Source organism: Streptomyces sp. NPDC005141 (assembly GCF_053599975.1).
The window spans coordinates 18,861-43,691 of record NZ_JBSFYW010000055.1 but is presented as its reverse complement, the minus strand read 5'-3'; the positions used below and the strand labels follow the sequence as shown (position 1 = coordinate 43,691).

Sequence of the window (24,831 nt, the reverse complement as noted above, 5' to 3'; positions counted from 1 at the left end):
CGCACCCTTCTCCGTCCGGACACGGATCGTGCCCGGTTGCCGCAGGCCCCGGCGATCGAGGCCGGTCATCGACAATCTATTCAGGTACCGAGAACTCTGCATGACGGTATGCAGAGCGGGCAAGGGGCATCTTCCGGCACCCGCCCGGGGGCTCGGCCCAGCCGCAAAAGGGGGGCTATCCCCAGTGCCCCGCGGACCGCGGCTGCCTAACGTGAAGGGCATGACCGGTATGGAAGCCCGCCACGGCGACGCCGAACTGAAGAAGGAACTCGACGCCACCTTGCACGCGCGCAGGGAGCTCGGCGACGAGTACGAGTCCGCGCTGGTCGACTCGTTCCTGGAGAAGGTCGAGCAACGCCTCGACGGCGCGGTCGACCGCCGGGTGCGGCGCCAGCTCGCCGAACAGCAGATGGTGGTGGCGCGCGGCGCGCGCTCACCCCAGTCGTCCGACTCCTGGGGCGAGCGCTTCGGCTTCGGGATCGTCTCGCTCGTCCTCGCGATCCCGCTGTCCGCGATCGGCGGCGGGGTCGCGCACCTGCCCGGACTGCTCGTCGCCTGGGGCGGCATCGTCGGGGTGAACGTGGTCCAGGCGGCGCGCCTCTCCCCGAACTTCTTCCGCCGCCGCACGACCCGGCCGGAGTCGGACTGGGAGGACTAGGGCTGCCGGAACGGGACCTCGCGGGGAACGGGCGCCGCGAAGCGCCATCACCACGGGGGAAACTGTGCCGCGCGGGACGACGGCGCTGGACGTACGAAAGGGCCCGGCACTTGAGACAAGTGCCGGGCCCTTCGACGTGTTGCGCGGGGACCGCCGCACCCCCGTTACCGGGGGGCGGGACGACGGCGGTCCCCGCGAGGGACGCGGGCCGGGTCAGGACCGGGCTTACGCGTCCTAGGCGTCCATGGAGGTCCGGGAGCCGCTCCGGAGGTCCTTGGCGCCGTTCTGGCGTCGGCCCGGGCGGGGAGCCGCTCCCGCCCTGCCGACACCCACTAATCTGCCGGACCCGTGTTAAGCGGGTGCTGCGCGGACGTGACGCGCTCGTACCACTTCCGCGAAGTTCACCCCGGCCGGAGCTGGAAGATCCACCACGGATCCGACACTTCGAACAAATATCCTGCCGCGAGCGCGGACGGCCGGACGTTGTGCGCCCGGCGCCACCCCCGGCCCTCACCCGTGCGCCCCCGGGCCCCGTCGGACGCCGTCAGGGCGGCACCCGCGCAACCCGGCTACGCCCTGGTGCCGCCCTTGGCCAGGAAGGACAGCAGGTCCTGCCGGCTGACGACACCGGTGGGCTTGCCCTCGACGAGCACGATCGCGGCGTCGGCGCCACCGAGCACGGACATCAGGTCGCCGACCGGCTCACCGGAACCGACCTGCGGCAGCGGCGACGACATGTGCTTCTCCAGCGGGTCCTCCAGAGAAGCCCGCTTGGTGAACAGCGCGTCGAGGAGCTCGCGCTCCACGACCGACCCGATGACCTCGGCGGCCATCACGTCCGGGTGACCGGCGCCCGGCTTGACGATCGGCATCTGCGAGACGCCGTACTCGCGCAGCACCTCGATGGCCTCGCCGACGGTCTCCTCCGGGTGCATGTGGACGAGCGAGGGGATGGAGCCGCCCGCCTTGTCGTTCAGCACGTCGGCGACCCGGGCGCTCGGGCCGGTGTCCTCCAGGAAGCCGTAGTCGGCCATCCACTCGTCGTTGAAGATCTTGCTGAGGTAGCCGCGCCCGCTGTCGGGGAGCAGCACGACGACGACGTCGTCGGGGCCGAGACGCTCGGCGACGCGCAGCGCGGCGACCACGGCCATGCCGCAGGAGCCGCCGACGAGCAGCCCCTCCTCCTTGGCCAGCCGGCGCGTCATCTGGAAGGAGTCCTTGTCGGACACGGCGACGATCTCGTCCGCGACCGTGCGGTCGTACGCGGTGGGCCAGAAGTCCTCGCCGACGCCCTCGACGAGGTAGGGCCGGCCGGAACCGCCGGAGTACACGGACCCCTCGGGGTCGGCGCCGACGACCTGCACCTTGCCGTCACTGGCGTCCTTCAGATACCGGCCGGTGCCGGAGATCGTGCCGCCGGTCCCCACCCCCGTGACGAAGTGGGTGATCTTCCCCTCCGTCTGCTCCCACAGCTCGGGGCCGGTCGAGTGATAGTGCGAGAGGGGGTTGTTCGGGTTGGAGTACTGGTCGGGCTTCCAGGCCCCCGGGGTCTCCCGCACCAGCCGGTCGGAGACGTTGTAGTACGAGTCCGGGTGCTCGGGGTCGACGGCGGTGGGGCAGACCACGACCTCGGCCCCGTACGCGCGCAGCACGTTGATCTTGTCGGTGGAGACCTTGTCGGGGCACACGAAGATGCACTTGTACCCCTTCTGCTGCGCCACGATGGCGAGCCCCACACCGGTGTTCCCACTGGTCGGCTCGACGATCGTGCCGCCGGGCTTGAGGGCGCCGCTCTCCTCCGCGGCCTCGATCATGCGCAGGGCGATACGGTCCTTCACGGATCCGCCGGGGTTGAAGTATTCGACCTTCGCCAGGACGGTCGCCTGGATGCCCGCGGTCACGTTGTTGAGCCTCACCAGCGGGGTGTTGCCGACGAGACTGATCATCGAGTCGTGGAATTGCACCGTTGTCTCCGGAGCTGCGTTTTCAACAGGAATGGTCCCGTCAGCCTACGGCCCTGCGCAGCCGTTCACGCGCCGTTGAGATTGGCCGACCCGCCCTTCGGGGCAAGCAGTGGTTGTACGGCTACACGGAGGTGGCGGCGACGGATGTCGAGCTTGTCGAGGGCGAGGGTGGCCCGGCGGATCGCTGCGGGAGCGGCGTACGGCGGTGGCGGGGTCGGGCTGGTGGGTGCGGCGGCCGTCGGCCTGGTGCTGGCCGAGGTGCAGTTCGTGAAGAGGCATGTGGGCAACGGGCACGCTCCCTACGCCCCGCGCGCGGAGGGTCTCTACGGGTACGACTACGCCGGCGCCTCCCCTGACGAACCCCCGCTGCGCCTGACGATGCTCGGCGACTCCACGGCCGCGGGCCAGGGAGTGCGCCGGGCCCGCCAGACGCCCGGCGCGCTGCTGGCCTCCGGGCTCGCGGCGGTGGCCGAGCGGCCTGTGGAGCTGTGCAATGTGGCGCTGCCCGGCGCGCAGTCGGACGACCTGGACCGCCAGGTCGCGCTCGCCGTCAGCGACACCGCCCGGCTGCCCGACATCTGCGTGATCATGATCGGGGCGAACGACGTCACGCACCGGATGCCGCCGACGCGCTCCGTACGTCACCTGTCCGCGGCGGTACGCCGGCTGCGCACGGCCGGTGCGGAGGTCGTCGTCGGCACCTGTCCCGACCTGGGCACGGTCGAGCAGGTCCAGCAGCCGCTGCGCTGGCTGGCGCGGCGCGCGTCCCGTCAGCTGGCGGCCGCCCAGACGATCGGAACGGTCGAACAGGGCGGCCGTACGGTGTCGCTGGGCGACCTGCTGGGCCCGGAGTTCGCGGCGAACCCGCGCGAGCTCTTCGGTCCCGACCACTACCACCCCTCGGCGGAGGGGTACGCCACGGTGGCCATGGCTCTGCTGCCCACGGTCTGTGCGGCGCTCGGCCTCTGGCCGGCGGAGGAGGAGCGTCCGGACGTCGCGCGCCACGAGGGGTTCCTGCCGGTCGCCCGGGCTGCCGCCGAGGCCGCCTCCGAGCCCGGCACCGAGGTCGCGGCCGCCATGCCCACGGGCCCCCGCGGACCCTGGGCCCTCCTCAAACGCCGCCGACGCCGCCGCCTCCCCGCCACAGACCCGGCCCCGTCCCCGTCCCCCTGACTCCCCGGGGGGAACGGGTTCCGGGCCCCGGGGGGAACGGGTTCCGGGCCCTGGGGGAAGGGGGCTCCGGGTCATAGGGCGGCGTGCTCCGGGCCCCAGGGGCGGGGCTCCGGGGCGCGTTCCCGGGCGCGGGTGCGTGGGGACGGTCGCGCGATTCCCGCGCCCCTGGGCGTCTCACCGGGGCCGGCGCTGCCGAGCCGGGCCGGAATCCAGTCCCGGCCGGCAAGGATTCAGCCCCTCCGGCGCTTGAGGAGCGGGGTCCGGGGCGGAGCCCCGGGAGGGCGCGGCCTCGGGAGGGGGCCCACCCCTCGTCCCGCCCCACCTCAAGTCCCGCCCCACCTCAAGGGCCCCACCCCCTCAAGGCGTCCCCGCCAGCAAAAAGCAAGCGCTTAGAAAAGTGCGTCCGGTGTCACACACCAAGACCGGTGACCTCGACGGTACGTACGGGTAACTTCCCAACCAGCCCTGCACACTTCCCGTACGCCAATGGAGCCGTCATGCCCGAAGCCGTGATCGTCTCAGCCACCCGCTCCCCGATCGGCCGCGCCTTCAAGGGCTCCCTGAAGGACGTGCGCCCCGACGACCTGACCGCCACGATCATCGAGGCCGCCCTCGCCAAGGTCCCCGAGCTGGACCCGAAGGACATCGAAGACCTGATGCTCGGCTGCGGCCTCCCCGGCGGCGAGCAGGGTCACAACCTCGGCCGCATCGTGGCCGTGCAGATGGGAATGGACCACCTCCCGGGCTGCACCATCACCCGTTACTGTTCCTCCTCCCTGCAGACCTCCCGCATGGCCCTGCACGCCATCAAGGCCGGCGAGGGCGACGTCTTCATCTCGGCGGGCGTCGAGATGGTGTCGCGGTCGATCAAGGGCACCTCCGACGGCATGCCCGACACCCACAACCCCCTCTTCGCCGAAGCCGAGGCCCGCACGCTCGAGATCGCGCAGTCCGAGGGTTCGACGTGGCACGACCCGCGTGAGGACGGCCTGATCCCGGACGCGTACATCGCGATGGGTCAGACCGCCGAGAACCTGGCCCGCCTCAAGGGCGTCACCCGCCAGGACATGGACGAGTTCGGCGTGCGCTCGCAGAACCTCGCCGAGGAAGCCGTCAAGAACGGCTTCTGGGAGCGCGAGATCACCCCGATCACGACCCCGGACGGCACGGTCGTCAGCAAGGACGACGGCCCGCGCGCGGGCGTGACACTGGAGGGCGTCCAGGGCCTCAAGCCGGTCTTCCGCCCCGACGGCATGGTCACCGCGGCCAACTGCTGCCCGCTGAACGACGGCGCCGCCGCCCTCGTGATCATGTCCGACACGAAGGCCCGCGAGCTCGGCCTGACCCCGCTCGCCCGCATCGTCTCGACCGGTGTCACCGGCCTCTCCCCCGAGATCATGGGCCTCGGCCCGGTGGAGGCCAGCAGGCAGGCGCTGCGCCGCGCCGGCCTCACCGTGGACGACATCGACCTGTTCGAGATCAACGAGGCCTTCGCCGCCCAGGTGATCCCGAGCTACCGCGACCTGAACATCCCGCTGGACAAGCTGAACGTGAACGGCGGCGCCATCGCGGTCGGCCACCCCTTCGGCATGACCGGCGCCCGCATCACCGGCACGCTGATCAACAGCCTCCAGTTCCACGACAAGCAGTTCGGTCTGGAGACGATGTGCGTCGGCGGCGGCCAGGGCATGGCGATGGTCATCGAGCGCCTCAGCTGAGAACAGTGACCCGTTGACCCGCTCCCGTGACGGGAGTTGAACCCACCGTGACCGAATCGGCCCAGAAGCCCGTAACCACCGGGCTTCTGGGCCGATTTGTGATCCAATCCCTTCCAAGATGTGACCTATGTCCCTTCGAAAGGGGATTCCAGCAGGTCAGAGTGGTTGAGCAGCTAAACCCCAGGCCCAAAGTCCTGTCCTATTCGTGACGTTACGCACTGACAGTTTGATGGTTCTCCCTTCAAGCTGATGTAGGAAGTCGGGGGCCGACTTGAACCGGGAGTACGTCAGTGAGCGCCATGCCGATTGCTTTGCTGCTCGCCGTCGCCGCCACCGCGGCCGTGGGCGTCGCCGTTCTGCGCACCCTGCAGGGTCTGCGTCGCCAGGTCGCGGCCCTGCACAGCGAACTCGCCGAGAGCCGTGCCGGTGACGCGCGGGGTCTCGTGCCCGCGGCGCGCGGAGCCGCCGACGCGAACGAGATACGCACGGCCGTGGCCGAGGCGCTCGCCGAGGAGCGGGAGCGGGAGCTCGCCGAGGCGCGGGCCTTCTGGGCCGCCCAGGAGGCGCGTGACGCCTCCGACGCGCCGTCGCTGCTCGGACTCCCGGACAGCGAACTCTTCCTGCCGCGCCACTCGGACTTCGTGGGCCTGGAGCACCTGGAGCCGGTGGCCGAGGCCCTGGCCGAGCCGGACGTCGAGGAGTTCCTTCAGACCGGCACCGCCGGCGATTCCCCCGAACTCGCCGCCGCCCGCCGCCGCCACCCCTCGCACCCGGACTTCGTCCCGGTCCAGTCACCCGTGGTCAACGACCACGAACGCACGGTGGCCTGCCTGGAGGAGCTCGCCGAGTCCCGTACGGAACTGGCGGACGTCCGCCCCGGCCCGCTCGGCACCCTCGACGTCTACGTCTTCGCCGACGGTACGACCCTGTGCATGACCCCGGGCCACCGCGAGACCGCCGAGCGGCTCGCCGCGGCTCTGGACGCCGGTGAGACCCCGGTCCTGCTCGGCGGCTCCGGTGTGTCGGGCGCGTACGCCCTGACCTTCGCCTTCGGCGAGGAGAGCGTGTACATCCTGGCGGACCGTGTCATAGCGTCGCTGTGACCCAGGGCGTCATGGCTTCGCCGTGACCGCGCCCCGAAGCGGCGGCTCGGAGCGGCGGGCCGACACACCCGGGGGGCCGGGCGACCGCGCCGGAGTCGATCGACGGATCAGACCCCGGCGCGTTTCTGCGCCTCCGCCACGAGCGTGACCGCTTCCGCCAGTTCCTCCTCGTTCTTCAGTACGAGCGCCAAGTCGTGCGCGGCGACCGTGATTTGATCGGCGGCGGCGAACATCCCGGCGTCGGGCATCTCCCGGGGCTCCCCCGACGGGTCCTCGACCCGCTGGGTGCGCAGCGCGAACTCCCTGGCCAGCCCTAGTGCCTCAGCCGCGGCACCTCGCTGCAGGCGGCTCTGCGGTGCGGCCCGCAACCGGTCGGCGAAGTGGTCCACGGCACGGGTCAACGGCGTCGTATCCAGCACGCCGCGAGACTACGCGCAGCTGCGGGACTGTTGCCAACAACCCAACCCTCAGGCACGGTGGCGTGAAGGACCGGCTTACATCCCCTTTGCGTTCGGAGGCGCCGATGTCCCAAGTCTTCTCCGAGGAGACCCATCGCAACCTGCTCGCCCGCATCCCTCATTGCACCGGTCGTGAGATCTCCGACTGGCTTCGCACCGTCGACGAAGGACCCGCCCTCTTCCGCTTCGAGGAGAAGGTCAGCTGGCTCCGCGCCGAGCACGATCTCGCGTACGGCCACGCCAAGGCGATCATTCACGAGTACGACCTGAGGAGGGCCGCGCGCAAACTGCTGTGAGCGCGCACCACCGAGACACCGGCACCCGACGACGAAGGGCCCGCGAACCGGTGGTTCGCGGGCCCTTCAGGTCATCTGACGGCCTGCCGGCCGTCGGCGCCTCTAGTCGTCGCCGCTGAAGATGGCGACCAGCCGCAGCATCTCGACGTAGATCCAGACGAGGGTCATGGTCAGGCCGAACGCGGCCAGCCAGGCCTCTTCCTTCGGCGCACCGTAGGCGATGCCGTCCTGGATCTGCTTGAAGTCCAGGGTCAGGAAGAACGCGCCGATCAGGATCGCCAGGATGCCGACGATCGCGCCCAGCGGGCCGTTGCTGCGCAGTCCGCCGTCCGGTGCGACACCGAAGGCGACCAGCAGCAGGTTCACCGCCATGACGACGATGAAGGCGATGGCGATGGTCAGGCCGATGCGCGCGTACCGCGCGGTCACCCGGATCCAGCCCGCCTTGTAGACGAGCAGGGTCGCGCCGGTGACCGCCATGGTGCCGAGCACGGCCTGGAAGGGCGCGCCGGACCACTGCGAGTTGTACATCTCGCTGATGACCCCGAGGAAGACGCCTTCGAAGGCGGCGTAACCGAGGATCAGCGCGGGCGTGGCGGTGCGCTTGAAGGACTGCACCATCGCGAGGACGAAGGCGACCAGCGCGGAGCCGATGGCCAGGCCGTAACTCGTGGACGAGACCGGCAGCAGCGCCCAGGCGAGGACGGCGCCGACGACGACGGTGCCGAGCGTCATGGCCGAGCGCATGACGACGTCGTCCATCGTCATACGGCCGGTGGTGACCGGGGCCTGCGGCGGAGCGCCGTGCTGAAGGTCCTGCTGTGCGTACGGGTTCTGCGCGTAGGGGTTGCCGCCCTGCTGGGCGTACGGGTTCCCCTGCGTGCCGACAGCGGGTCCCCCGGCCTGCGGCGCCGCGTTGAATCCCGCGTAGCCGTTGTCGCGGCTGAACCCCCGTCGCGAGAAGACCGGGTTACTGCTCCTCATTTCACTCCTCCATGGCCACCCTGAGTGGGCCTTGGCTCAAGAGTAATAGGTAGGCAAAGGATTGACCCTAGTGCTTGGGGAGGATCTTTCCCTTGTTGTGCCACCGTACGCGCGCGCCCCCAAGTACGCCCGCACTGGTACGAAGCCGTGACACCGGCTTCCGAGAGCTCTCGTGCCCTCTCAAGCCGCCTTGATCCCTTCTTATTCCTGTCGTCCTACTGCCGGTCCCCGAGGGGAAACCCCGTGTACCCCTCCGCGAGGTCCCTCGCGGCCGCGCGGGAGCTCGTGATCCGCTCCAGGCGGGCCGCTCGGATCCGGTCCTCGAAGGGGGTCGCTGCGGGGTCGCGGTGCAGCAGGGTCGTCATGTCGTACGAGAACCGCTCGGCCTGCCAGACCCGGCGCAGACAGGTCTCGGAATAGGCGTCGAGCCGCTCGGCCGATCCGGTGTCCCTGAGGTGGACCAGGGCGCCGGCGAAGGTGACGACGTCGCCGACGGCGAGGTTGAGGCCCTTGGCTCCGGTCGGCGGCACGATGTGGGCGGCGTCCCCGGCGAGGAAGAGCCGGCCGTGCCGCATCGGCTCGTGGACGTGGCTCCTCATGGGCGTGACTGACTTGGCGGTGATGGCGCCCCGCACCAGCCGCCAGTCGTCCGCCGTCTCCAGTCGCCGCTCCAGCTCGTCCCAGATCTCCTCGTCGCTCCACGCCCGGGCATGCGTGCCCTCGGGCACTTGGAGGTAGAGGCGGGAGACGGCGGGCGACCGCATGCTGAGCAGGGCGAAGCCGCGGTCGTGGCGGGCGTAGACGAGTTCGTCGTGCGAGGGCGGGACATCGGCGAGGATGCCGAGCCAACCGAAGGGGTACGACCGCTCGAAGGTGCGGGAGAGCTCGGCGGGCACGGCCTTGCGGGCGACGCCCCGGAAGCCGTCGCACCCGACGACGTAGTCGCACTCCAGGGCGTCCTCGCGCCCCTCGTACGTGAACCGCACGCGGGCCCGGTCGCCCTCGGCCCCCTCGACGGCCAGCGCCTCGGCCCCGAAGAGCAGCGGCCCGCCCTCCTCGAGCTGCAACGCGATGAGGTCCTTGCACACCTCCGTCTGCGCGTACACCATCACGGAGCGCCCGCCGGTGAGCGCCGGGAAGTCGATCCGGTGCCGTTCTCCCCGGTACCGCAGCTCGATCCCGTCGTGCCGCAGCCCCTCCCGGTCCATCCGCTCCCCGGCTCCGGCGGCCCGCAGCACGTCCACGGTCCCCTGCTCCAGGATCCCGGCCCGCTGCCGCTGCTCCACGTACGCGCGGTCCCGGCTCTCCAGGACCACGGACTCGATCCCGGCGCGGTGCAGCAGCCGGGCCAGCAGCAACCCGGCCGGCCCGGCCCCGATGATCCCCACGGTGGTACGCATCACCACTGCCCTCCTCCCGCCGTTCGCCTGGTGAACTTTCTTTCACCTGATCACCCCCGCGAGTCTCCGTCGCCACGGAGTCACTGTCAACGGTCGGGGTGCCCACCGGGTGGGCCCCCAGGAGGGACGGACGGAGCGCCGTCGTTCCTGGGATCAGCGTGCGGCCGCGAAGGGCGGGACGCATGTCGTGCCCACCCGTGACGACCGGGTGGTGCGCGTCGGTGAAGATCGGAAGTGCCCGGAACCGGACTTGAACCGGTACGCCCGCGAGGGGCAGCGAGGTTTAAGCTCGCCGTGTCTGCATTCCACCATCCGGGCAGGCCATGGGCTCCGCATCGAGGTTCCGAGCCTATCGGGGTGCATCCCCCGAACAGCGGGCAGGCGGACCGATGTTGTCTTATTTTATTGACGTCTGAGGGTGCATCAGCACCCGGTACGGGCCATCAGCACTTGCCAACAGCCTTTCGGACGCGCTGGGCCCGTGTACGTGGATTGACGGAATTTCACCGTCCGAACAAGGTCGGGACGAGCCGCGGACGACGCCCGCTACCCGGAGAGCCCTCAGGGGAGGTCCGTCATCCCCAGGTATGACTCCACGGCTCGCGGTCCGACCGCAGTCTGCCCCCGGAACCGGAACAGCGGCTGACTACATTCCACGGATCGGCACGGACGATGGAACACGACCCCATCAACGTCATCGACGTCGTCGTACCGACAGGAGCACCCTTCCGTGACCACCACTCCCCTCGCCGGCACAAGCACCGCGGTCGCAGCCCGCGCCACGGAACTGTCGAAGGTCTACGGGCAGGGCGAGACCCAGGTGGTCGCCCTCGACCGGGTCAGCGTCGGCTTCCGGCAGGCCGAGTTCACCGCGATCATGGGCCCGTCCGGGTCCGGCAAGTCCACGCTGATGCACTGCGTGGCGGGACTGGACACCTTCTCCTCCGGCTCGGTGCGCATCGGCGACACCGAACTCGGCTCCCTGAAGGACAAGCAGCTCACCAAGCTGCGCCGGGACAAGATCGGTTTCATCTTCCAGGCGTTCAACCTGCTGCCGACCCTGACGGCCCTGGAGAACATCACGCTCCCGATGGACATCGCGGGCCGCAAGCCCGACAAGGAGTGGCTGGACACGGTCATCAAGATGATCGGCCTCGCCGACCGTCTGGGCCACCGGCCCTCCCAGCTCTCCGGCGGCCAGCAGCAGCGCGTCGCCGTCGCCCGCGCCCTCGCCTCCCGCCCCGACATCATCTTCGGCGACGAACCGACCGGGAACCTCGACTCGCGCTCGGGCGCGGAGGTCCTCGGCTTCCTGCGCAACTCCGTACGGGAGCTGGGCCAGACCGTGGTGATGGTGACCCACGACCCGGTGGCCGCCGCCTACGCGGACCGGGTCGTCTTCCTCGCCGACGGACGGATCGTCGACGAGGTGTACGAGCCGACCGCCGACTCCGTCCTGGACCGCATGAAGCAATTTGACGGTAAGGGCCGCACCAGCTGACGCCCCGCCGGACGGCTCGCCCCGGCACCCCGCGCCCCGGCTCCCCCCGGGCGTCTTCCCGCCCCCTCCGCACCCTTCCGCACGCTCACCGTGCCCGCCCGTGGCCGTCCGCGCCCTCTGCGCGCCCGCCCGTGGCTTCCCGCGCCCTCCTGCGACTCCTGGACTGAGAAGACCCATGTTCCGTACCGCCTTGCGCAACGTATTCGCGCACAAGGCCAGGCTCCTGATGACCGTGCTCGCCGTGCTGCTCGGCGTGGCGTTCGTGTCAGGGACCCTGGTCTTCACCAACACCATCTCGGACGCCTACCAGAAGAGCTCCGCCAAGGGCTTCGGCCAGGTCGACGTCGCCATCCGGCCGGAGAGCGCGGCGGACGCGGGCGACACCCTCGGCAAGACGCGGAAGCTGACGCCGCCGCTGCTCGACAAGGCGGCCGCGGCGCCGGGAGCCGCCTCCGCGGTCGGCGTCGTCAACGGCTTCACCGCCATCGCCGACAAGGACGGCAAGCTCATCGGCGGCGGCTTCCAGTCGCAGGGCGGCAACTACTGGAGCGGGAAGGACGGCGGGAAGGACCCCCGCTACCCGCTGACGACCGGGCACGCGCCCCACGGCACGGGCGAGGTCGCGATCGACGCCGAGACCGCGAAGCGGGCCGGCTACAAGGTCGGCGACACCGTGCGCCTGTCGGTCGACGGCCCCGTCCTGAAGCCCGTCGTGACCGGCATCTTCACCACCGACGACGGCAATGTGGCCGCGGGCGGCAGCCTCACCCTGTTCGACACGGCGACCGCGCAGCGGCTGTTCCACTCGGTCGGCTCCTACGACGAGATCGACGTGAAGGCCGCACCGGGCACCAGCCAGACCGCGCTGCGCAACGCCCTCGACGACGTCGTGCCGAAGGACGTCGCCTCCACCACCACCGGCCGGCAGCTCGCCGACGACCAGGCCGAGCAGATCTCCTCGGCGATGAGCGGCATGAAGACGGGTCTGCTGGTCTTCGCCGGGATCGCGCTGTTCGTGGGCACGTTCATCATCGCCAACACCTTCACCATGCTGGTCGCCCAGCGCACCAAGGAGCTGGCGCTGCTGCGCGCCGTCGGCGCCTCGCGCCGCCAGGTCACCCGGTCGGTGCTGATCGAGGCGTTCGTGGTCGGCGCGGTCGCCGCCGTCGGCGGGCTCGCGGCGGGCATCGGCATCGGCGCCGGAATGCGCTCCCTGATGGGCACGCTCGGCGCCACGGTGCCGGAAGGGCCGCTGGTCGTCTCGCCCGGCACGATCGCCACGGCGCTGCTCGTCGGCGTCCTCATCACGATGCTGGCCGCCTGGCTGCCGGGCCGCCGCGCCGCGAAGATCCCGCCGGTCGCCGCGATGAGCAGCGTCCACGCGAAGGCCACGACGAAGTCCCTGGTCCTGCGGAACACGCTCGGCGCCCTGTTCGCGGCCGCCGGTGTCGCCGTGGTCCTCTACGCGACGACGATGGACGGTTCGGACGGCCAGGCCCCTATGGGCCTCGGCGCGGTGCTGCTCATCATCGGCGTCTTCGTCCTCACCCCGCTGCTGTCCCGCCCGCTGATCGCCGCGGCGGCTCCCGTCCTGCGTGTCTTCGGGATCTCCGGCAAGCTGGCCCGGCAGAACTCGGTGCGCAATCCGCGCCGTACGGCCGCCACCGCCTCGGCGCTGATGATCGGCCTCACCCTGATCACCGGCATGACCGTGATGGCGGGCAGCCTGCAGAAGTCGATCGACGAGATGGCCAGTTCGGCGATCAAGGCGGACTACGTCGTCTCGATGGCTAACGGCAACTCGCTCTCCCCTGACGTCGAGAAGAAGCTCGCCGCGGTCGACGGGGTCACCGACGCCAGTTCGCTGCGCAACGCGCCTTCCCGCATCGACCGTCGGACCGAGTTCCTGACCGGCGTCAACGGCGCGGCCATCGGCAAGCTCACCGATCTCGCCGTCACGGACGGCTCCTTCGAGGTCGGCGGCGCTAGGGTCGTGGTGGACGCGGACACCGCCGAGTCCCACGGGTGGAAGGCCGGTTCGGACTTCCAGGTCTCCTACGAGGACGGCAAGAAGGGGAGCCTGACCGTCGCCGGGGTGTACGAGGGCAACGAGATGATCCAGGGCATCATCCTGGACAACGCCACGCTCACCCCGCACCAGAGTGAGGCCGCCGACATGCAGGTCATGGTGAAGACGGCGGGCGGTGCCTCGGCCGCGGCCAAGGACAGGCTGGAGAAGGCCCTCGGCGACAACCCCGCGATCAAGGTCCAGGACAAGCAGGACCTCTCCGACAGCATCGCGCAGATGTTCACGCTGATGCTGAACATGCTCTACGGGCTGCTGGCGATGGCGGTGATCGTCGCCGTCCTCGGTGTCATCAACACCCTCGCGATGTCGGTCTTCGAGCGCTCGCAGGAGATCGGGATGCTCCGCGCGATCGGCCTGGACCGCAAGGGCATCAAGCGGATGGTCCGTCTGGAGTCCCTGGTCATCTCGCTCTTCGGCGGGGTCCTCGGCATCGGTCTCGGCGTCTTCTTCGGCTGGGCGGCCGGCGAGCTGCTGGGCAGCAGGATGTCGACGTACGAACTGGTCCTCCCCTGGGGCCGGATGGCGGTCTTCCTGCTCCTCGCGGCAGGGGTCGGCGTCCTCGCGGCGCTGTGGCCGGCCCGCCGGGCGGCCCGCCTGAACATGCTGACGGCGATCAAGTCGGAGTAGCGGGACCGGGCAGCGGGCCGGTCCCGCAGCCCGGGACACGCGGAGAAGGGGTCCTGTTCCGGACGGAACGGGGCCCCTCGCCTTTCTCCGGCCGTTCCGCGTCAGTTCCAGGTTCGCGCCCGCAGCGGCATCCCGGACGCGCCGGTTCCGTCCGGGGTCTTCACCGCCAGGACCTGGTTGACGCCGATGTCGTTGCGTTCGAAGGCGACCGCGCTGGCCGCCATGTACAGGCGCCAGACACGGGCCCGGCCGGAGCTGGTGAGCCGGACGGCACGGGACCACCCGGTCTCCAGGTTGGCCACCCAGCTGCGCAGGGTGAGCGCGTAGTGCTCGCGGATGGACTCGACGTCGCGCACCTCGAACCCGGCCCGTTCCAGCTGCGTCACGGTCGTCCCGACGGGCGCGAGTTCGCCGTCGGGGAAGACGTAGGCGTCGATGAACTCGTCGACGGAGTAGGTCGATTCGTCGCGCTGAGGCCGTCGCGCGATCTGGTGGTTCAGCAGCCGCCCGCCGGGTCTGAGCAGGCGGTTCAGCACCTCGGCGTACTCCAGGTAGCGCTCGGCGCCGACGTGTTCGGCCATCCCGATGGAGGAGATCGCGTCGTAGGGCCCGTCGGTGACGTCCCGGTAGTCCTGGACCCGGATCTCCACCCTGTCGGTCAGGCCCTCGTCGGCGACCCGTTTACGGGCGTACGCGGCCTGTTCCTGCGACAGTGTCACCCCGACCACCGTCGCGCCGTGGTCGCGGGCGGCGTGGACGGCCATCGAACCCCAGCCGCAGCCGACGTCGAGGAGCCGCTGACCAGGCTTCAGGGCCAGTTTCCCGGCGATGAGTTCGAGCTTGTCGCGCTGGGCTTCCTCCAGGGTGCCGCCCTCGTCCCAGTAGGCGCACGAGTAGACCATGGACGGGCCAAGGACGATCTTGTAGAAGTCGTTGCCGACGTCGTAGTGGTGGCTGATGGCCCGCCGGTCGCTGCGCTTGGTGTGCAGGTGGCGGCGTCTGCGCACCTCCTCGACGGGCGGGGCCGGCGGCAGCGGCGGCCCGGCCATCCTCACCAGCCCGCGCACGGCGGCGCGCACCTCGGGGTCGCGCAGTGCCTCCCCGAGCCCCCGGGCGTCCTCGCCGCGATCCCACACGAGCCCGGAGATCAGGTCCAGGGCGGTGAACAGGTCGCCCTCGACGCCCAGGTCGCCGGAGACCCAGGCGCGCGCGAGACCCAGCTCGCCCGGTTTCCACAGGAGACGGCGCAGGGCCCGCCGGTTGCGGACGACGAGCGCCGGAGCCCCGGGCGGGCCCGCTTCCGAACCGTCCCAGGCGCGGATGCGCAGGGGGAGCGGGGCTCCCAGCAACTGTTCGACAAGGCTGTTCAGCCGCGGCGCGGCTTCCTGCATGGCGTACACCTCCGAGACGACACTCCCGAACGCTCCGACACCACGTAAACACCTACCCGCCCTGCGCGCAGTCCCCTCTCCGCGTCATGAATTCGCAAAATGCGTGTACACACCATGTTTTTCGTGCCGGAAACGCCGAAGGGGCCGCCCGCACCACGGATGGCGGGCGGCCCCTTCGGGGCGTTCGGTGACCGGAGGTCAGGAGGCCTTGGCCTTCTCCTCGGTCTTGACGGCGGGCGCCGGGGCGGCCGCTGCCGGAGCCGGCTTGGCGGCCTCGTAGAACTCCTCGCGAGGAGACTCCATGGCGCCCAGGGAGACGACCTCGCGCTTGAGGAACATCGCGAGCGTCCAGTCCGCGAAGACGCGGATCTTGCGGTTCCAGGTCGGCATGGCCAGACCGTGGTAGCCACGGTGCATGTACCAGGCGAGACGGCCCTTGAGCTTGATCTTCATCTTGCCCATGACGATCATCGCGACGCCCTTGTGGAGGCCGAGACCGGCCACCGCACCCTTGTTGGCGTGCGCGTACTCCTTCTGCGGGAAGCCCCGCATACCGGAGATCACGTTGTCGCCGAGGGTCTTGGCCTGACGCAGCGCGTGCTGGGCGTTCGGCGGGCACCAGGCGTTCTCGACACCGGCCTTGCGGGCGGCGACGTCCGGCACCTGGGCGTTGTCGCCCGCGGCCCAGATGTAGTCCGTGCCCTGCACCTGGAGGGTGGTCTGGGTGTCCACGTGACCACGCGGGCCGAGCGGCAGACCGAAGCGGGCGAGGACGGGGTTCGGCTTGACGCCGGCCGTCCAGACGATCGTGTTGGAGTCGACCTCGAGGCCGTTCTTCAGCACCACGTGACCGTCGACGCAGGAGTCCATGGAGGTGGAGAGGTAGATCTCCACACCGCGGCTCTCCAGGTGCTCCTTGCCGTACTGGCCGAGCTTGGGGCCGACCTCGGGAAGGATCTTGTCCGCGGCGTCGACGAGGATGAAGCGCATGTCCTCACGGGACACGCTGCTGTAGTACTTGGCCGCGTCCCGGGCCATGTCCTCGACCTCGCCGATGGTCTCGGCGCCGGCGAAGCCGCCACCCACGAAGACGAAGGTCAGCGCCTTGCGGCGGACATCCTCGTCCGTGGTGGAGTCGGCCTTGTCGAGCTGCTCGAGGACGTGGTTGCGCAGGCCGATGGCCTCCTCGATGCCCTTCATGCCGATGCCCTGCTCGGCGAGGCCGGGGATCGGGAAGGTGCGGGAGACCGCGCCCATCGCGATGACGAGATAGTCGAAAGGCAGCTCGTACGCCTCGCCCACGAGGGGGGCGATCGTGGCGACCTTGCGGTCCTGGTCGATCGTGGTGACCCGGCCCGTGAGGACCTCCGCCTTGGGAAGTACGCGTCGCAGCGGGACGACGACATGCCGCGGGGAGATGCTGCCTGCGGCGGCTTCGGGGAGGAAGGGCTGGTAGGTCATGTACGACCGGGGGTCGACGACCGTGACGGTCGCCTCTCCGTAGCGCATCTGCTTGAGGATGCGCCGAGCTGCGTACAGGCCTACGTACCCACCGCCTACTACGAGGATCCTGGGACGCTCCGTGGTGCTCATGCCATCGAGTATCCACCCGCTCAGGGGGGGTCGCTCGTGCGCCCCTTCACAAGCTCGGGCAGGGGCTCTGCTACACTCCGCCGCCCACGTGATCGAGGTCATGATGACCGGGGGGAACCACCGTACGGTTCGTACCGTTGTCAACACCGCGTGAGCTGCGGTCCAACCCGTTCGGCCCAGTGGACCACACCCTTGATCCACCGCCCGGAAACACGGCCGCAACGCTCCGTCGAGCATGCTCCCGGACCGCCAGGGCCCCATGGAAGGGCCCAAGTGGCCCCTTCCTCGCCCAGCAGGGCCCTTTTCCTTGTGAAGAACTTCACGAAGTTCCTCGCGAGGCCCGATCGAGGGGGTTCCGCGACCCCCTCGGGCGCGCTCATACGTTATCCGACCTGCTCAGCCGAGGCTACTGATCGGTAGCGAACGAGAGCTAGGCCACCGACCACGCGATGCCGTCGAGGATGTCGTGCTCGCTCACGACGACCTCCCGGGCTCCGGTCCGCTCCATGATCGAGAGCAGTACGAGCGCACCCGCGGCGATCACGTCGACGCGCCCCGGATGCAGGGAGGGGACCGCCGCGCGCTCGGCGTGGGTGGAGCGCAGCAGCCATTCGGTGATCTCGCGGACCCGGTCGACCGAGACCCGGGAGTGGTGGATCCTCGCGGAGTCGTACGCGTCGAGCTCCAGCGCGATCGCCGCGATCGTGGTGACCGAGCCGGCCAGCCCCACCAGCGTCCGCGCCTCGCGCAGCGGGACCGTCTCCCCGGCGAGGTCGAGGGCCGCCTCGATGTCGGCGCGCATGGCCGCGATCTGCTCCGCGGTGGGCGGGTCGGTCACGGCACCGTCGTGCACGAGGTGCCGTTCCGTCATCCGTACGCAGCCGATGTCCACGGAGCGTGCCGCGTCCACCCGGTCGGCCCCGACGACGAACTCGGTCGAACCGCCGCCGATGTCCACCACCAGGTAGGGCCTGGCCAGGTCGTCCCGACCGGTCAGCTCCTTGGTCGCCCCGGTGAAGGAGAACTCCGCCTCCTGGTCACCGGTGATGACCTCCGGCTCGACGCCGAGGATGTCCAGCACCCCGCGCACGAACTCGTCCCGGTTCTCCGCGTCCCGGGAGGCGGAGGTGGCCACGAACCGCAGCCGCTCGGCGCCGTGCTCCTTGACGACCGCCGCGTACTCACGGCACGCGGCGAACGTCCGCTCCAGCGCCTCCGGCGCCAGCCGCCCCGTCCGGTCGACGCCCTGGCCGAGCCGCACGATGATCATCCTGCGGTCCAGCTCGACGAGTTCCCCGGTCCGCGGGTCCGCGTCCGCGACGAGGAGCCGGATCGAGTTCGTACCGCAGTCGACGGCGGCGACCCGGGTCACTGCCCCTCACCCCGCACGACGTCCTGCGCGGCGTCCCCGGCGTCCTGCGCCTCGCTCTTCGAGCCGCCTTCCGCCGGGAGTGTCACGCACGCCCCCTTGCGCCACCATTCCGGCAGCATCGCGATCGCCTCGTCGCCGAGCGGGTTCACGCCCGGCCCCGCGGCCAGCGAGTGGGCGACCAGGACGTGCAGGCACTTCACCCGGTCCGGCATGCCGCCCGCGCTCGGGAAGCCCGCCAGGACCTCGATGGCGTCACGGCGCGCGATGTAGTCCTCGTGGGCGGCGCGGTAGGCCGCGGCCAGTTCGGGGTCGGTGGCCAGCCGGTCGGTCATCTCCTTCATGACCCCGTTGGCCTCCAGCGTCCCGATCGCCGACGCGGCCCGCGGGCACGTCAGGTAGTACGTGGTCGGGAACGGCGTCCCGTCGGGGAGGCGGGGGGCCGTCTCCACCACGTCCGGCTGACCGCAGGGGCAGCGGTGCACGATCGCGCGCAGCCCGCGCGGCGGCCGGCCGAGCTGCTGCTTGAAGGCCTCGACGTCGGCGTCGGTGGGCTCGGTGCGCGGGGTGGTGGGCGGTGGCGTTTCCATGCCGTGAGTCACGTGTCTTTCTGGTCAGTTCATGGGTCGTCACTGGTCGGCGGCGTCGGACTTGTCCACGCCGTCCCAGACATTGGTGTACCAGGGGCGGTCGGTGGTGCCCTTGTCGGCGCGGGCCTGCTTCGCCGCGTCCGGGTCGATCACGACGTAGCCGGTCTCACCGGGCATCACGTAGTGCAGCCGCTGCCGGATCTGCTGCTCGGCGTACGCGTCGTCCTGCCAGCGCGCCTTGAGGTCGCGCAGCTGCTCGACCCGCTGCCGGGCCTGCTCCCGCTGCCGCTCCAGGTCGGCGACCTCGGCGCGCTGGGAGACGTACTGCCGCATCGGGTACGCGAGGGCGACGATCAGGGAGCACAGGACCAGGGCCAGCAGCGCGGCCCGGCCGGTCAGCCGGGAGCGGCGGGCTTGCCGTTTGGTCTGGGAGCGGTAGACACGGGCCGCCGTCTGCTCGCCGAGCAGCTTCAGCCTGGTCGAGGTGGAGAACCGGTCCCGGTCCTTCACGGCCATGAGTCCCGCCTCCCCAGTACTGGCCCGTCGGTGCGGGCCCGTCACGTGCGTACGTCCCCGCACACGGTACGGGACCGAGTACGGGGACGTACGGACGACGCTTCCTGAGCCTTGAGGGCTCAGTCCTTGAAGCGGGGGAACGCCGAGCGACCGGCGTACACCGCGGCGTCGTCGAGGATCTCCTCGATGCGCAGCAGCTGGTTGTACTTGGCGACGCGCTCGGAGCGGGCCGGGGCGCCGGTCTTGATCTGGCCGCAGTTGGTGGCGACGGCCAGGTCGGCGATGGTGACGTCCTCGGTCTCGCCGGAGCGGTGGGACATCATGCACTTGAAGCCGCTGCGCTGGGCCATCTCGACGGCGTCCAGGGTCTCGGTCAGCGAACCGATCTGGTTGACCTTGACGAGCAGCGCGTTGGCGGCGCCTTCCTCGATGCCGCGGGCCAGACGCTCCGGGTTGGTGACGAAGAGGTCGTCGCCGACGATCTGGACCTTGTCACCGAGCTTGTCGGTGAGGACCTTCCAGCCGGCCCAGTCGTCCTCGAAGAGCGGGTCCTCGATGGAGACGAGCGGGTACGCCGCCACGAGCTCCTCGTAGTACTCGGTCATCTCGGCGGCCGAGCGGGACTTGCCCTCGAACTCGTACTTGCCGTCCTTGTAGAACTCGGACGCGGCGACGTCGAGGGCGAGCCCGATCTGCTCGCCGGGGACGTAACCGGCCTGCTTGATGGCCTCGAGGATGAGGTCGAGCGCGGCGCGGTTGGAGTCCAGGTTCGGGGCGAAGCCGCCCTCGTCGCCGAGGCCGGTGGACAGGCCCTTGGACTTCAGGACGGACTTGAGGGTGTGGTAGACCTCGGTGCCCCAGCGCAGGGCCTCGGAGAAGGACTCCGCGCCGATCGGGGCGATCATGAACTCCTGGATGTCCACGTTCGAGTCGGCGTGCGAGCCGCCGTTCAGGATGTTCATCATCGGAACGGGCAGCAGGTGCGCGTTCGGGCCGCCCAGGTAGCGGAAGAGCGGCAGGTCGGACGCCTCGGAAGCGGCGTGCGCGACGGCGAGCGAGACGCCGAGGATGGCGTTGGCGCCGAGCGAGCCCTTGTTGTCGGTGGCGTCCAGGTCGAACATCGCCTGGTCGATCAGGCGCTGCTCGGTGGCGTCGTAGCCGACGAGCTCCGGGCCGATCTGCTCGATGACGGCGAGGACGGCCTTCTCGACACCCTTGCCCTGGTAGCGGTTCGGGTCACCGTCGCGGAGCTCGATGGCTTCGAAGGCGCCGGTGGAAGCGCCGGACGGAACGGCGGCACGACCCGTGCTGCCGTCGTCGAGGCCGACCTCGACCTCGACCGTGGGGTTGCCTCGGGAGTCCAGGATTTCCCGGGCTACGACGACGTCGATGGACGGCACGAGCATCTCCTTCTGGGATGTGACGCGGGTACGCAGGACTTGCCAGCCCTGCGGGATGAGCCTAACCGGCCCGGGGGGATCGGCCAGCCGATCGACCACCCTTTGGGCAGAACTGAGGGTACATATTGTTCCTGAACGGAACAAAAAAAGAAATGAAAAACCCCGCTCCGGTGCATGCGGGGGAACAAGCACCGGAGCGGGGAGCCCGTGGGGACGGGGACCCTCACCGGGCCTTCCACATGGAGGCCCGGCCTGTGAGGGGAGCTGTCATTCAGCGCGGGTGAGGCTGCGCGCGGCCGGGATGCGGTCGCCGTCCGCCGAGGGCGACCACGTCGGGCCGGTACGCGGCCACGCTCAGCCGAGGTGCAGCTGCTGGCCCGGGTAGATGAAGTCGGCGTCGGCGACGATGTCCTTGTTCAGCTTGAACAGCTTCTGCCAGCCACCCCTGACGTGCTTCTTCTCGGCGATCGAGCTGAGGGTGTCACCCTTGACGACCTTGTACTCGCCGTCACCCTTCTTGACCTTCTTGCCGGTCGGGGTGGTGACGGTCTTCTGGGCGGCCGGACGCTCCGAGGAACGGGAGGCGGGCTGCTCCGTCGTACGGGTGGTGGTGCCCTGCGAGGCGCTCGACGAGGAGGAACCGGAGGGGGTCGACGGGGTCGAGGTGCCACCGCTGTACGCGGCGCTCGACAGTCCGGTGCCGCAGGTCGGCCAGGCGCCCTTGCCCTGCGCGGCGAGGACCTTCTCGCCGATGGTGATCTGCTGCGACTTCGACGCCTGGTCGGCGGTGGAGGCGTAGGCGGTGCCGCCGTACGCGGCCCAGGTGGAGGACGAGAACTGCAGGCCGCCGTAGTAGCCGTTGCCGGTGTTGATCGACCAGTTGCCGCCGGACTCGCACTGGGCGACGGCGTCCCACTCGGAGGCGGTGGCGGCGGAGGCGTTGCCGGCCGCCATCAGCGGAGCGGCGATGGCGACACCGGTGACACCGGCGAGCGTGGCGACGCGGGTGGCCTTGTTCGGACGGCGGTGCTTGCCCTTGCTGGAAAACAGCATGGAGTGATCCCCTCACCGACGCCTGCGAGGTGAGCTGTCGGGTTCGGGCCGGTTGAGTTGCCCGGCCGCGTGTCTTCGGCCCCGTCTCCGGGACGTCCGACACGCGACTTAACCCCAAGCCGTTCCGGGTGTCTCTCAACTCCCGGACGCGGCGCTTACCTTGGGTCCCCCGCTCCTGCCTACGGCGCATGACGCGACGACTGTTCCCGTACGGCCGCTGGCAGGATTCGGCGTTGTGACCGTCGGGGCCCGCTGTGGCGAGCGGTCACGACCGTAAGCAGTCGATCGGCGGATTTTCAAAGACGATCAGGGCTTCTGAGACCCATCTCTCACTCGCGCCAAACCGGACATTCCACAGCGAACCGTGACGTGAACTCCCGCTACTTTTCGACCGTTTCGGTAGTAACAGACAGGCTCTGACCGGGAACGATGAGGTCGGGATCGGCGCCGACCGTGTCCTCGTTCACGACGTACAGATCGGCCCATCCGCCCTCGAGGTCAAGGGCGTCGGCGATGCTCCAGAGGTTGTCCCCGGTGCGCACGACGTACGCGTCGTCCGCGGTGTCGCGCGAGGCGCTCGAGCCGCGCGAGGCGTGCCGCCCGGCGGCGCTGTCGGTACGGTCGCCGGCCGCGTCGTCCACCGCGTCCTCGTCGGCGCTGCCGCCGCGGTGCCGTCCGGCACTGGCGCTCGCGTCGTCGGAGGCATCCGAAGAGGTGCCGTTCTGCCCCGACTTGTCCGACTCGCCACCCTTGGCGGTCGCCTTGTCCGAGCTACCGGAACCCTTCGAAGCGCCGGACTTCGCGGTGTCGTCGGTCACGTCGGAGGAGTCGCCCTTCTCGGACGAACCGGACGAGGTGGAGGAAGGAGACGAGTTTGGCGAAGTCGACAATCCGGACGAAACGGAGCCACTCGAGTCGCTCCCGCCGGCCGACGAGTCTCCGGCCAGGCCCGTGTCGACATGGACCTCGCCCGAGTCCGCGCTGAGCCCGGAGAGCGGTCCGCAGGTCGGCCAGGCCGCGAGCCCCTGGTCGTCGAGCACCTTCTCGGCCACGGCTATCTGCTGCGAACGGCTGGCCTGGTCGGCTCTCGGGGCGTACTCGAGACCGCCGTGCGCTTCCCAGTCGTCCTGGGTCACCTGGAGCCCGCCGTAGTACCCGTTGCCGTTGTCGGCGCTCCACGCGCCGCCGCTCTCGCACTGTGCCACCCGGTCCCAGGTGGTTCCGTCGGCCGCGCTCGCACTCGTCGCGCCGAGCAACGGGATGGCGATCGCCGATCCGGTCACCCCTGCGGCGACAATGAGGGCCGGGGCCTGACGGGGGCGACGGTGACGGCCGTTCCCGGAGAGCATGCGGAAGCCTTTCGCGTGACAGCAGGGGACTACGGGCGCCCTGCGAAGTAAGAAGCGCAGGTGCCGCGTTGATGGGTGAACGTAGCCGGACTCGAACGCTTGTCACAAGTCGATGCAGTACAGATCACGTGAAGATCACAGATTTGATGGATCGTCATGTTCCGGTAGCCGGAAGGGCTCTCTTTCCGGTATTCGGAAGAACCCCTTCGACAGGGGTGGCGAAGGGTCGCCGATGAACCGATCAAGAACTATTTGACCGGGGTGAACTCCACCGGAAGCATGCGCAACCCACGCATAATGAGTCCTCCCCGCCAGCGCAAATCGGCCGGATCTCCCGCAAGTTGGAGGTCGGGGAGGCGCGTGAGGAGTGTGCCGAGCGCGGTCTGCCCCTCCAGACGGGCCAGCGGCGCGCCCAGGCAGTAGTGGATGCCGTGGCCGTAGCCCACGTGCTGATTGTCACGCCGTGCGAGATCGAGCGTGTCCGGCTGCTCGAACCGCTCGGGGTCGCGGTCCGCGGCGGCGAGGACCACGAGCACGGGATCGCCGGCCGCGATGTCCTGCCCGCCGATCCGCACCTCCTCCGTCGCGAACCGCCAGGTGGCCAGCTCGACGGGCCCGTCGTAGCGCAGGAGTTCCTCGACACCCGTCTCGAGCAGTCCGCTCTCCCCGGCCGCGAGGGAGGCCTGGAGACGGGCCCGTTGCTCGGGGTGGGTGAGGAGGGCGTGCATCCCGTTCCCGATGAGATTGACCGTGGTCTCGAAACCGGCGAAGAGCAGGATGAAGGCCATGGCGGCGGCCTCGTTCTCGGTGAGGTGCTCGCCGTGGTCGGAGGCGCGGATGAGTCCGGAGATGAGGTCCTCGCCGGGGTCCGGCACATCGGACAGCGCCTCGCGCTTGCGGTGGATGAGCTCGGCGAGATAGCCGCGCATCTTCTTGACGGACCGGGCGACCCCGCCCCGCGGCCCGCCGCCGTGCCGGATCATCATCCCCGCCCAGTCCCGGAAGTCGTCCTGGTCCTCGCGCGGGACGCCCAGCATGTCGCAGATGGCGTAGATGGGAAGCGGGAAGGCGAACTCGTGAATGAGGTCGGCCGAGCCCCGGGCCGCGAACTGATCGATGAGCTGATCCGTCAACTCCTGCACCCGCGCGCCGAACTCGGCGACCCGCCGGGGGGTGAACGCCTTGCTGACGAGCCGCCGCAGCCGGGTGTGGTCCGGCGGATCGATGTTCAGCAGATGCGTCATCAGCTCGGCCTTGCGCTCCCCGGGAATCCCGGTCTTGCCCTTCGCGTGCGCGGGTTCGTCGTGATGCGCGGGATTCTTGGACAGCCGCTGGTCGGCGAGCGCCTGCTTGGCGTCGGCGTACCGCGTGACGAGCCAGGCCTCCACTCCGCTGGGCAGCCGGGTGCGGTGCACGGGCGCGTGCTCCCTGAGCCACGCGTAGGCCGGGTAGGGATCGGTGGCGAACTCCCAGGTGAAGAGTTCGGGGGCGGCGCTGGCGGGGGATTCGTGCTCGGTCACTCCTCGACGGTATCCGCAGGAGGCGGGGACGCCCGGGCCGGCCGGCGATCGGGGCGGCACCGGGGACGCCCGGCGGCGG

General features: G+C 70.1%; 20 protein-coding genes, 1 tRNA gene and 1 riboswitch. Of the genes, 7 read left to right on the top strand and 14 right to left on the bottom strand.

Features of this window, described 5'->3' with window-relative positions:
- Window positions 1-220: 220 nt before the first annotated feature.
- Window positions 221-658 (top strand): hypothetical protein, encoded by a 438-nt coding sequence (locus tag ACWD68_RS32330; RefSeq protein WP_451810004.1) that lies wholly within the window; start codon window positions 221-223, stop codon window positions 656-658.
- A gap of 569 nt (window positions 659-1,227) precedes the next feature.
- Here the strand turns inward: ACWD68_RS32330 and ACWD68_RS32325 are convergent.
- The gene (locus ACWD68_RS32325; RefSeq protein WP_451810003.1) at window positions 1,228-2,622 is read right to left on the bottom strand and encodes a cystathionine beta-synthase; all 1,395 of its coding nucleotides are present in this window, start codon (window positions 2,620-2,622) and stop codon (window positions 1,228-1,230) included.
- A gap of 144 nt (window positions 2,623-2,766) precedes the next feature.
- Between ACWD68_RS32325 and ACWD68_RS32320 the strand changes: the two genes are divergently transcribed.
- From ACWD68_RS32320 to ACWD68_RS32310, 3 genes are all read left to right on the top strand, one after another.
- Window positions 2,767-3,795 (top strand): SGNH/GDSL hydrolase family protein, encoded by a 1,029-nt coding sequence (locus ACWD68_RS32320; RefSeq protein ID WP_451810002.1) that lies wholly within the window; start codon window positions 2,767-2,769, stop codon window positions 3,793-3,795.
- A 497-nt stretch (window positions 3,796-4,292) separates the two neighbouring features.
- Complete coding sequence (locus ACWD68_RS32315; RefSeq protein ID WP_451810001.1) at window positions 4,293-5,513, top strand: acetyl-CoA C-acetyltransferase; 1,221 nt, start codon at window positions 4,293-4,295, stop codon at window positions 5,511-5,513.
- A gap of 299 nt (window positions 5,514-5,812) precedes the next feature.
- The gene (locus ACWD68_RS32310) at window positions 5,813-6,616 is read left to right on the top strand and encodes a hypothetical protein (RefSeq protein WP_451810000.1); all 804 of its coding nucleotides are present in this window, start codon (window positions 5,813-5,815) and stop codon (window positions 6,614-6,616) included.
- A gap of 107 nt (window positions 6,617-6,723) precedes the next feature.
- Here the strand turns inward: ACWD68_RS32310 and ACWD68_RS32305 are convergent, their stop codons facing one another.
- The gene (locus ACWD68_RS32305; protein ID WP_261704010.1) at window positions 6,724-7,035 is read right to left on the bottom strand and encodes a hypothetical protein; all 312 of its coding nucleotides are present in this window, start codon (window positions 7,033-7,035) and stop codon (window positions 6,724-6,726) included.
- Between the two features lie 104 nt (window positions 7,036-7,139).
- Here ACWD68_RS32305 and ACWD68_RS32300 point away from each other — a divergent pair, with 104 nt between their 5' ends.
- On the top strand, window positions 7,140-7,370 hold the full coding sequence (locus ACWD68_RS32300) for a DUF4287 domain-containing protein (RefSeq protein WP_103550712.1): 231 nt from the start codon (window positions 7,140-7,142) through the stop codon (window positions 7,368-7,370).
- A gap of 102 nt (window positions 7,371-7,472) precedes the next feature.
- Here the strand turns inward: ACWD68_RS32300 and ACWD68_RS32295 are convergent, their stop codons facing one another.
- The 3 genes from ACWD68_RS32295 to ACWD68_RS32285 all read right to left on the bottom strand — a co-directional run bounded on the left by ACWD68_RS32295 (window position 7,473) and on the right by ACWD68_RS32285 (window position 10,072).
- A complete protein-coding gene (locus ACWD68_RS32295) occupies window positions 7,473-8,354 on the bottom strand; it encodes a Bax inhibitor-1/YccA family protein (protein WP_451809999.1) in 882 nt (293 codons plus the stop codon).
- Window positions 8,355-8,569: 215 nt separating this feature from the next.
- Entirely contained in the window at window positions 8,570-9,754 is a 1,185-nt protein-coding gene (locus ACWD68_RS32290; protein ID WP_451809998.1) for a 4-hydroxybenzoate 3-monooxygenase, read from the bottom strand.
- Window positions 9,755-9,989: 235 nt separating this feature from the next.
- Window positions 9,990-10,072, bottom strand: a tRNA-Leu gene (locus tag ACWD68_RS32285).
- A 412-nt stretch (window positions 10,073-10,484) separates the two neighbouring features.
- On the opposite strand from ACWD68_RS32285, the gene ACWD68_RS32280 reads away from it, so the two are divergent.
- Both ACWD68_RS32280 and ACWD68_RS32275 read left to right on the top strand, forming a co-directional pair.
- Complete coding sequence (locus tag ACWD68_RS32280; protein ID WP_451809997.1) at window positions 10,485-11,255, top strand: ABC transporter ATP-binding protein; 771 nt, start codon at window positions 10,485-10,487, stop codon at window positions 11,253-11,255.
- Window positions 11,256-11,430: 175 nt separating this feature from the next.
- The gene (locus tag ACWD68_RS32275; RefSeq protein ID WP_451809996.1) at window positions 11,431-13,971 is read left to right on the top strand and encodes an ABC transporter permease; all 2,541 of its coding nucleotides are present in this window, start codon (window positions 11,431-11,433) and stop codon (window positions 13,969-13,971) included.
- Window positions 13,972-14,072: 101 nt separating this feature from the next.
- Here the strand turns inward: ACWD68_RS32275 and ACWD68_RS32270 are convergent, their stop codons facing one another.
- From ACWD68_RS32270 to ACWD68_RS32230, 9 genes are all read right to left on the bottom strand, one after another.
- Window positions 14,073-15,362, bottom strand: coding sequence for a class I SAM-dependent methyltransferase (locus tag ACWD68_RS32270; protein WP_451809995.1), 1,290 nt, complete (start codon window positions 15,360-15,362; stop codon window positions 14,073-14,075).
- A 198-nt stretch (window positions 15,363-15,560) separates the two neighbouring features.
- Complete coding sequence (locus ACWD68_RS32265; RefSeq protein ID WP_451809994.1) at window positions 15,561-16,955, bottom strand: NAD(P)/FAD-dependent oxidoreductase; 1,395 nt, start codon at window positions 16,953-16,955, stop codon at window positions 15,561-15,563.
- Window positions 16,956-17,385: 430 nt separating this feature from the next.
- A complete protein-coding gene (locus tag ACWD68_RS32260) occupies window positions 17,386-18,327 on the bottom strand; it encodes a Ppx/GppA phosphatase family protein (protein WP_451809993.1) in 942 nt (313 codons plus the stop codon).
- Window positions 18,324-18,914, bottom strand: a complete 591-nt coding sequence (locus ACWD68_RS32255; protein ID WP_451809992.1) for a DUF501 domain-containing protein — start codon at window positions 18,912-18,914, stop codon at window positions 18,324-18,326. The genes ACWD68_RS32260 and ACWD68_RS32255 overlap by 4 nt, the downstream gene beginning before the upstream one ends.
- A gap of 39 nt (window positions 18,915-18,953) precedes the next feature.
- Window positions 18,954-19,430 (bottom strand): FtsB family cell division protein, encoded by a 477-nt coding sequence (locus ACWD68_RS32250; RefSeq protein ID WP_451809991.1) that lies wholly within the window; start codon window positions 19,428-19,430, stop codon window positions 18,954-18,956.
- 119 nt (window positions 19,431-19,549) lie between these two features.
- A complete protein-coding gene (eno, locus tag ACWD68_RS32245) occupies window positions 19,550-20,836 on the bottom strand; it encodes a phosphopyruvate hydratase (protein ID WP_451809990.1) in 1,287 nt (428 codons plus the stop codon).
- 348 nt (window positions 20,837-21,184) lie between these two features.
- Window positions 21,185-21,883 carry a transglycosylase family protein gene (locus ACWD68_RS32240; protein ID WP_451809989.1) on the bottom strand — a complete coding sequence of 233 codons (699 nt, stop codon included), beginning with the start codon at window positions 21,881-21,883 and terminating at the stop codon, window positions 21,185-21,187.
- Window positions 21,884-21,887: 4 nt separating this feature from the next.
- Window positions 21,888-22,080: riboswitch (cyclic di-AMP (ydaO/yuaA leader) on the bottom strand.
- Between the two features lie 183 nt (window positions 22,081-22,263).
- Entirely contained in the window at window positions 22,264-23,166 is a 903-nt protein-coding gene (locus ACWD68_RS32235; RefSeq protein ID WP_451809988.1) for a LysM peptidoglycan-binding domain-containing protein, read from the bottom strand.
- A 314-nt stretch (window positions 23,167-23,480) separates the two neighbouring features.
- Window positions 23,481-24,752 (bottom strand): cytochrome P450 family protein, encoded by a 1,272-nt coding sequence (locus ACWD68_RS32230; RefSeq protein WP_451809987.1) that lies wholly within the window; start codon window positions 24,750-24,752, stop codon window positions 23,481-23,483.
- Between the last annotated feature and the right edge of the window lie 79 nt (window positions 24,753-24,831).

Bases quoted from the DNA above. Each gene is read 5' to 3' on its own strand.
- ACWD68_RS32330 (WP_451810004.1), top strand. From the start codon at position 221: ATGACCGGTATGGAAGCCCGCCACGGCGACGCCGAACTGAAGAAGGAA.
- ACWD68_RS32240 (WP_451809989.1), bottom strand. From the start codon at position 21,883: ATGCTGTTTTCCAGCAAGGGCAAGCACCGCCGTCCGAACAAGGCCACC.
- ACWD68_RS32300 (WP_103550712.1), top strand. From the start codon at position 7,140: ATGTCCCAAGTCTTCTCCGAGGAGACCCATCGCAACCTGCTCGCCCGC.
- eno (WP_451809990.1), bottom strand. From the start codon at position 20,836: ATGCTCGTGCCGTCCATCGACGTCGTCGTAGCCCGGGAAATCCTGGAC.
- ACWD68_RS32270 (WP_451809995.1), bottom strand. From the start codon at position 15,362: ATGCAGGAAGCCGCGCCGCGGCTGAACAGCCTTGTCGAACAGTTGCTG.
- ACWD68_RS32255 (WP_451809992.1), bottom strand. From the start codon at position 18,914: ATGGAAACGCCACCGCCCACCACCCCGCGCACCGAGCCCACCGACGCC.
- ACWD68_RS32320 (WP_451810002.1), top strand. From the start codon at position 2,767: ATGTCGAGCTTGTCGAGGGCGAGGGTGGCCCGGCGGATCGCTGCGGGA.
- ACWD68_RS32295 (WP_451809999.1), bottom strand. From the start codon at position 8,354: ATGAGGAGCAGTAACCCGGTCTTCTCGCGACGGGGGTTCAGCCGCGAC.
- ACWD68_RS32290 (WP_451809998.1), bottom strand. From the start codon at position 9,754: ATGCGTACCACCGTGGGGATCATCGGGGCCGGGCCGGCCGGGTTGCTG.
- ACWD68_RS32275 (WP_451809996.1), top strand. From the start codon at position 11,431: ATGTTCCGTACCGCCTTGCGCAACGTATTCGCGCACAAGGCCAGGCTC.
- ACWD68_RS32315 (WP_451810001.1), top strand. From the start codon at position 4,293: ATGCCCGAAGCCGTGATCGTCTCAGCCACCCGCTCCCCGATCGGCCGC.
- ACWD68_RS32250 (WP_451809991.1), bottom strand. From the start codon at position 19,430: ATGGCCGTGAAGGACCGGGACCGGTTCTCCACCTCGACCAGGCTGAAG.
- ACWD68_RS32310 (WP_451810000.1), top strand. From the start codon at position 5,813: ATGCCGATTGCTTTGCTGCTCGCCGTCGCCGCCACCGCGGCCGTGGGC.
- ACWD68_RS32265 (WP_451809994.1), bottom strand. From the start codon at position 16,955: ATGAGCACCACGGAGCGTCCCAGGATCCTCGTAGTAGGCGGTGGGTAC.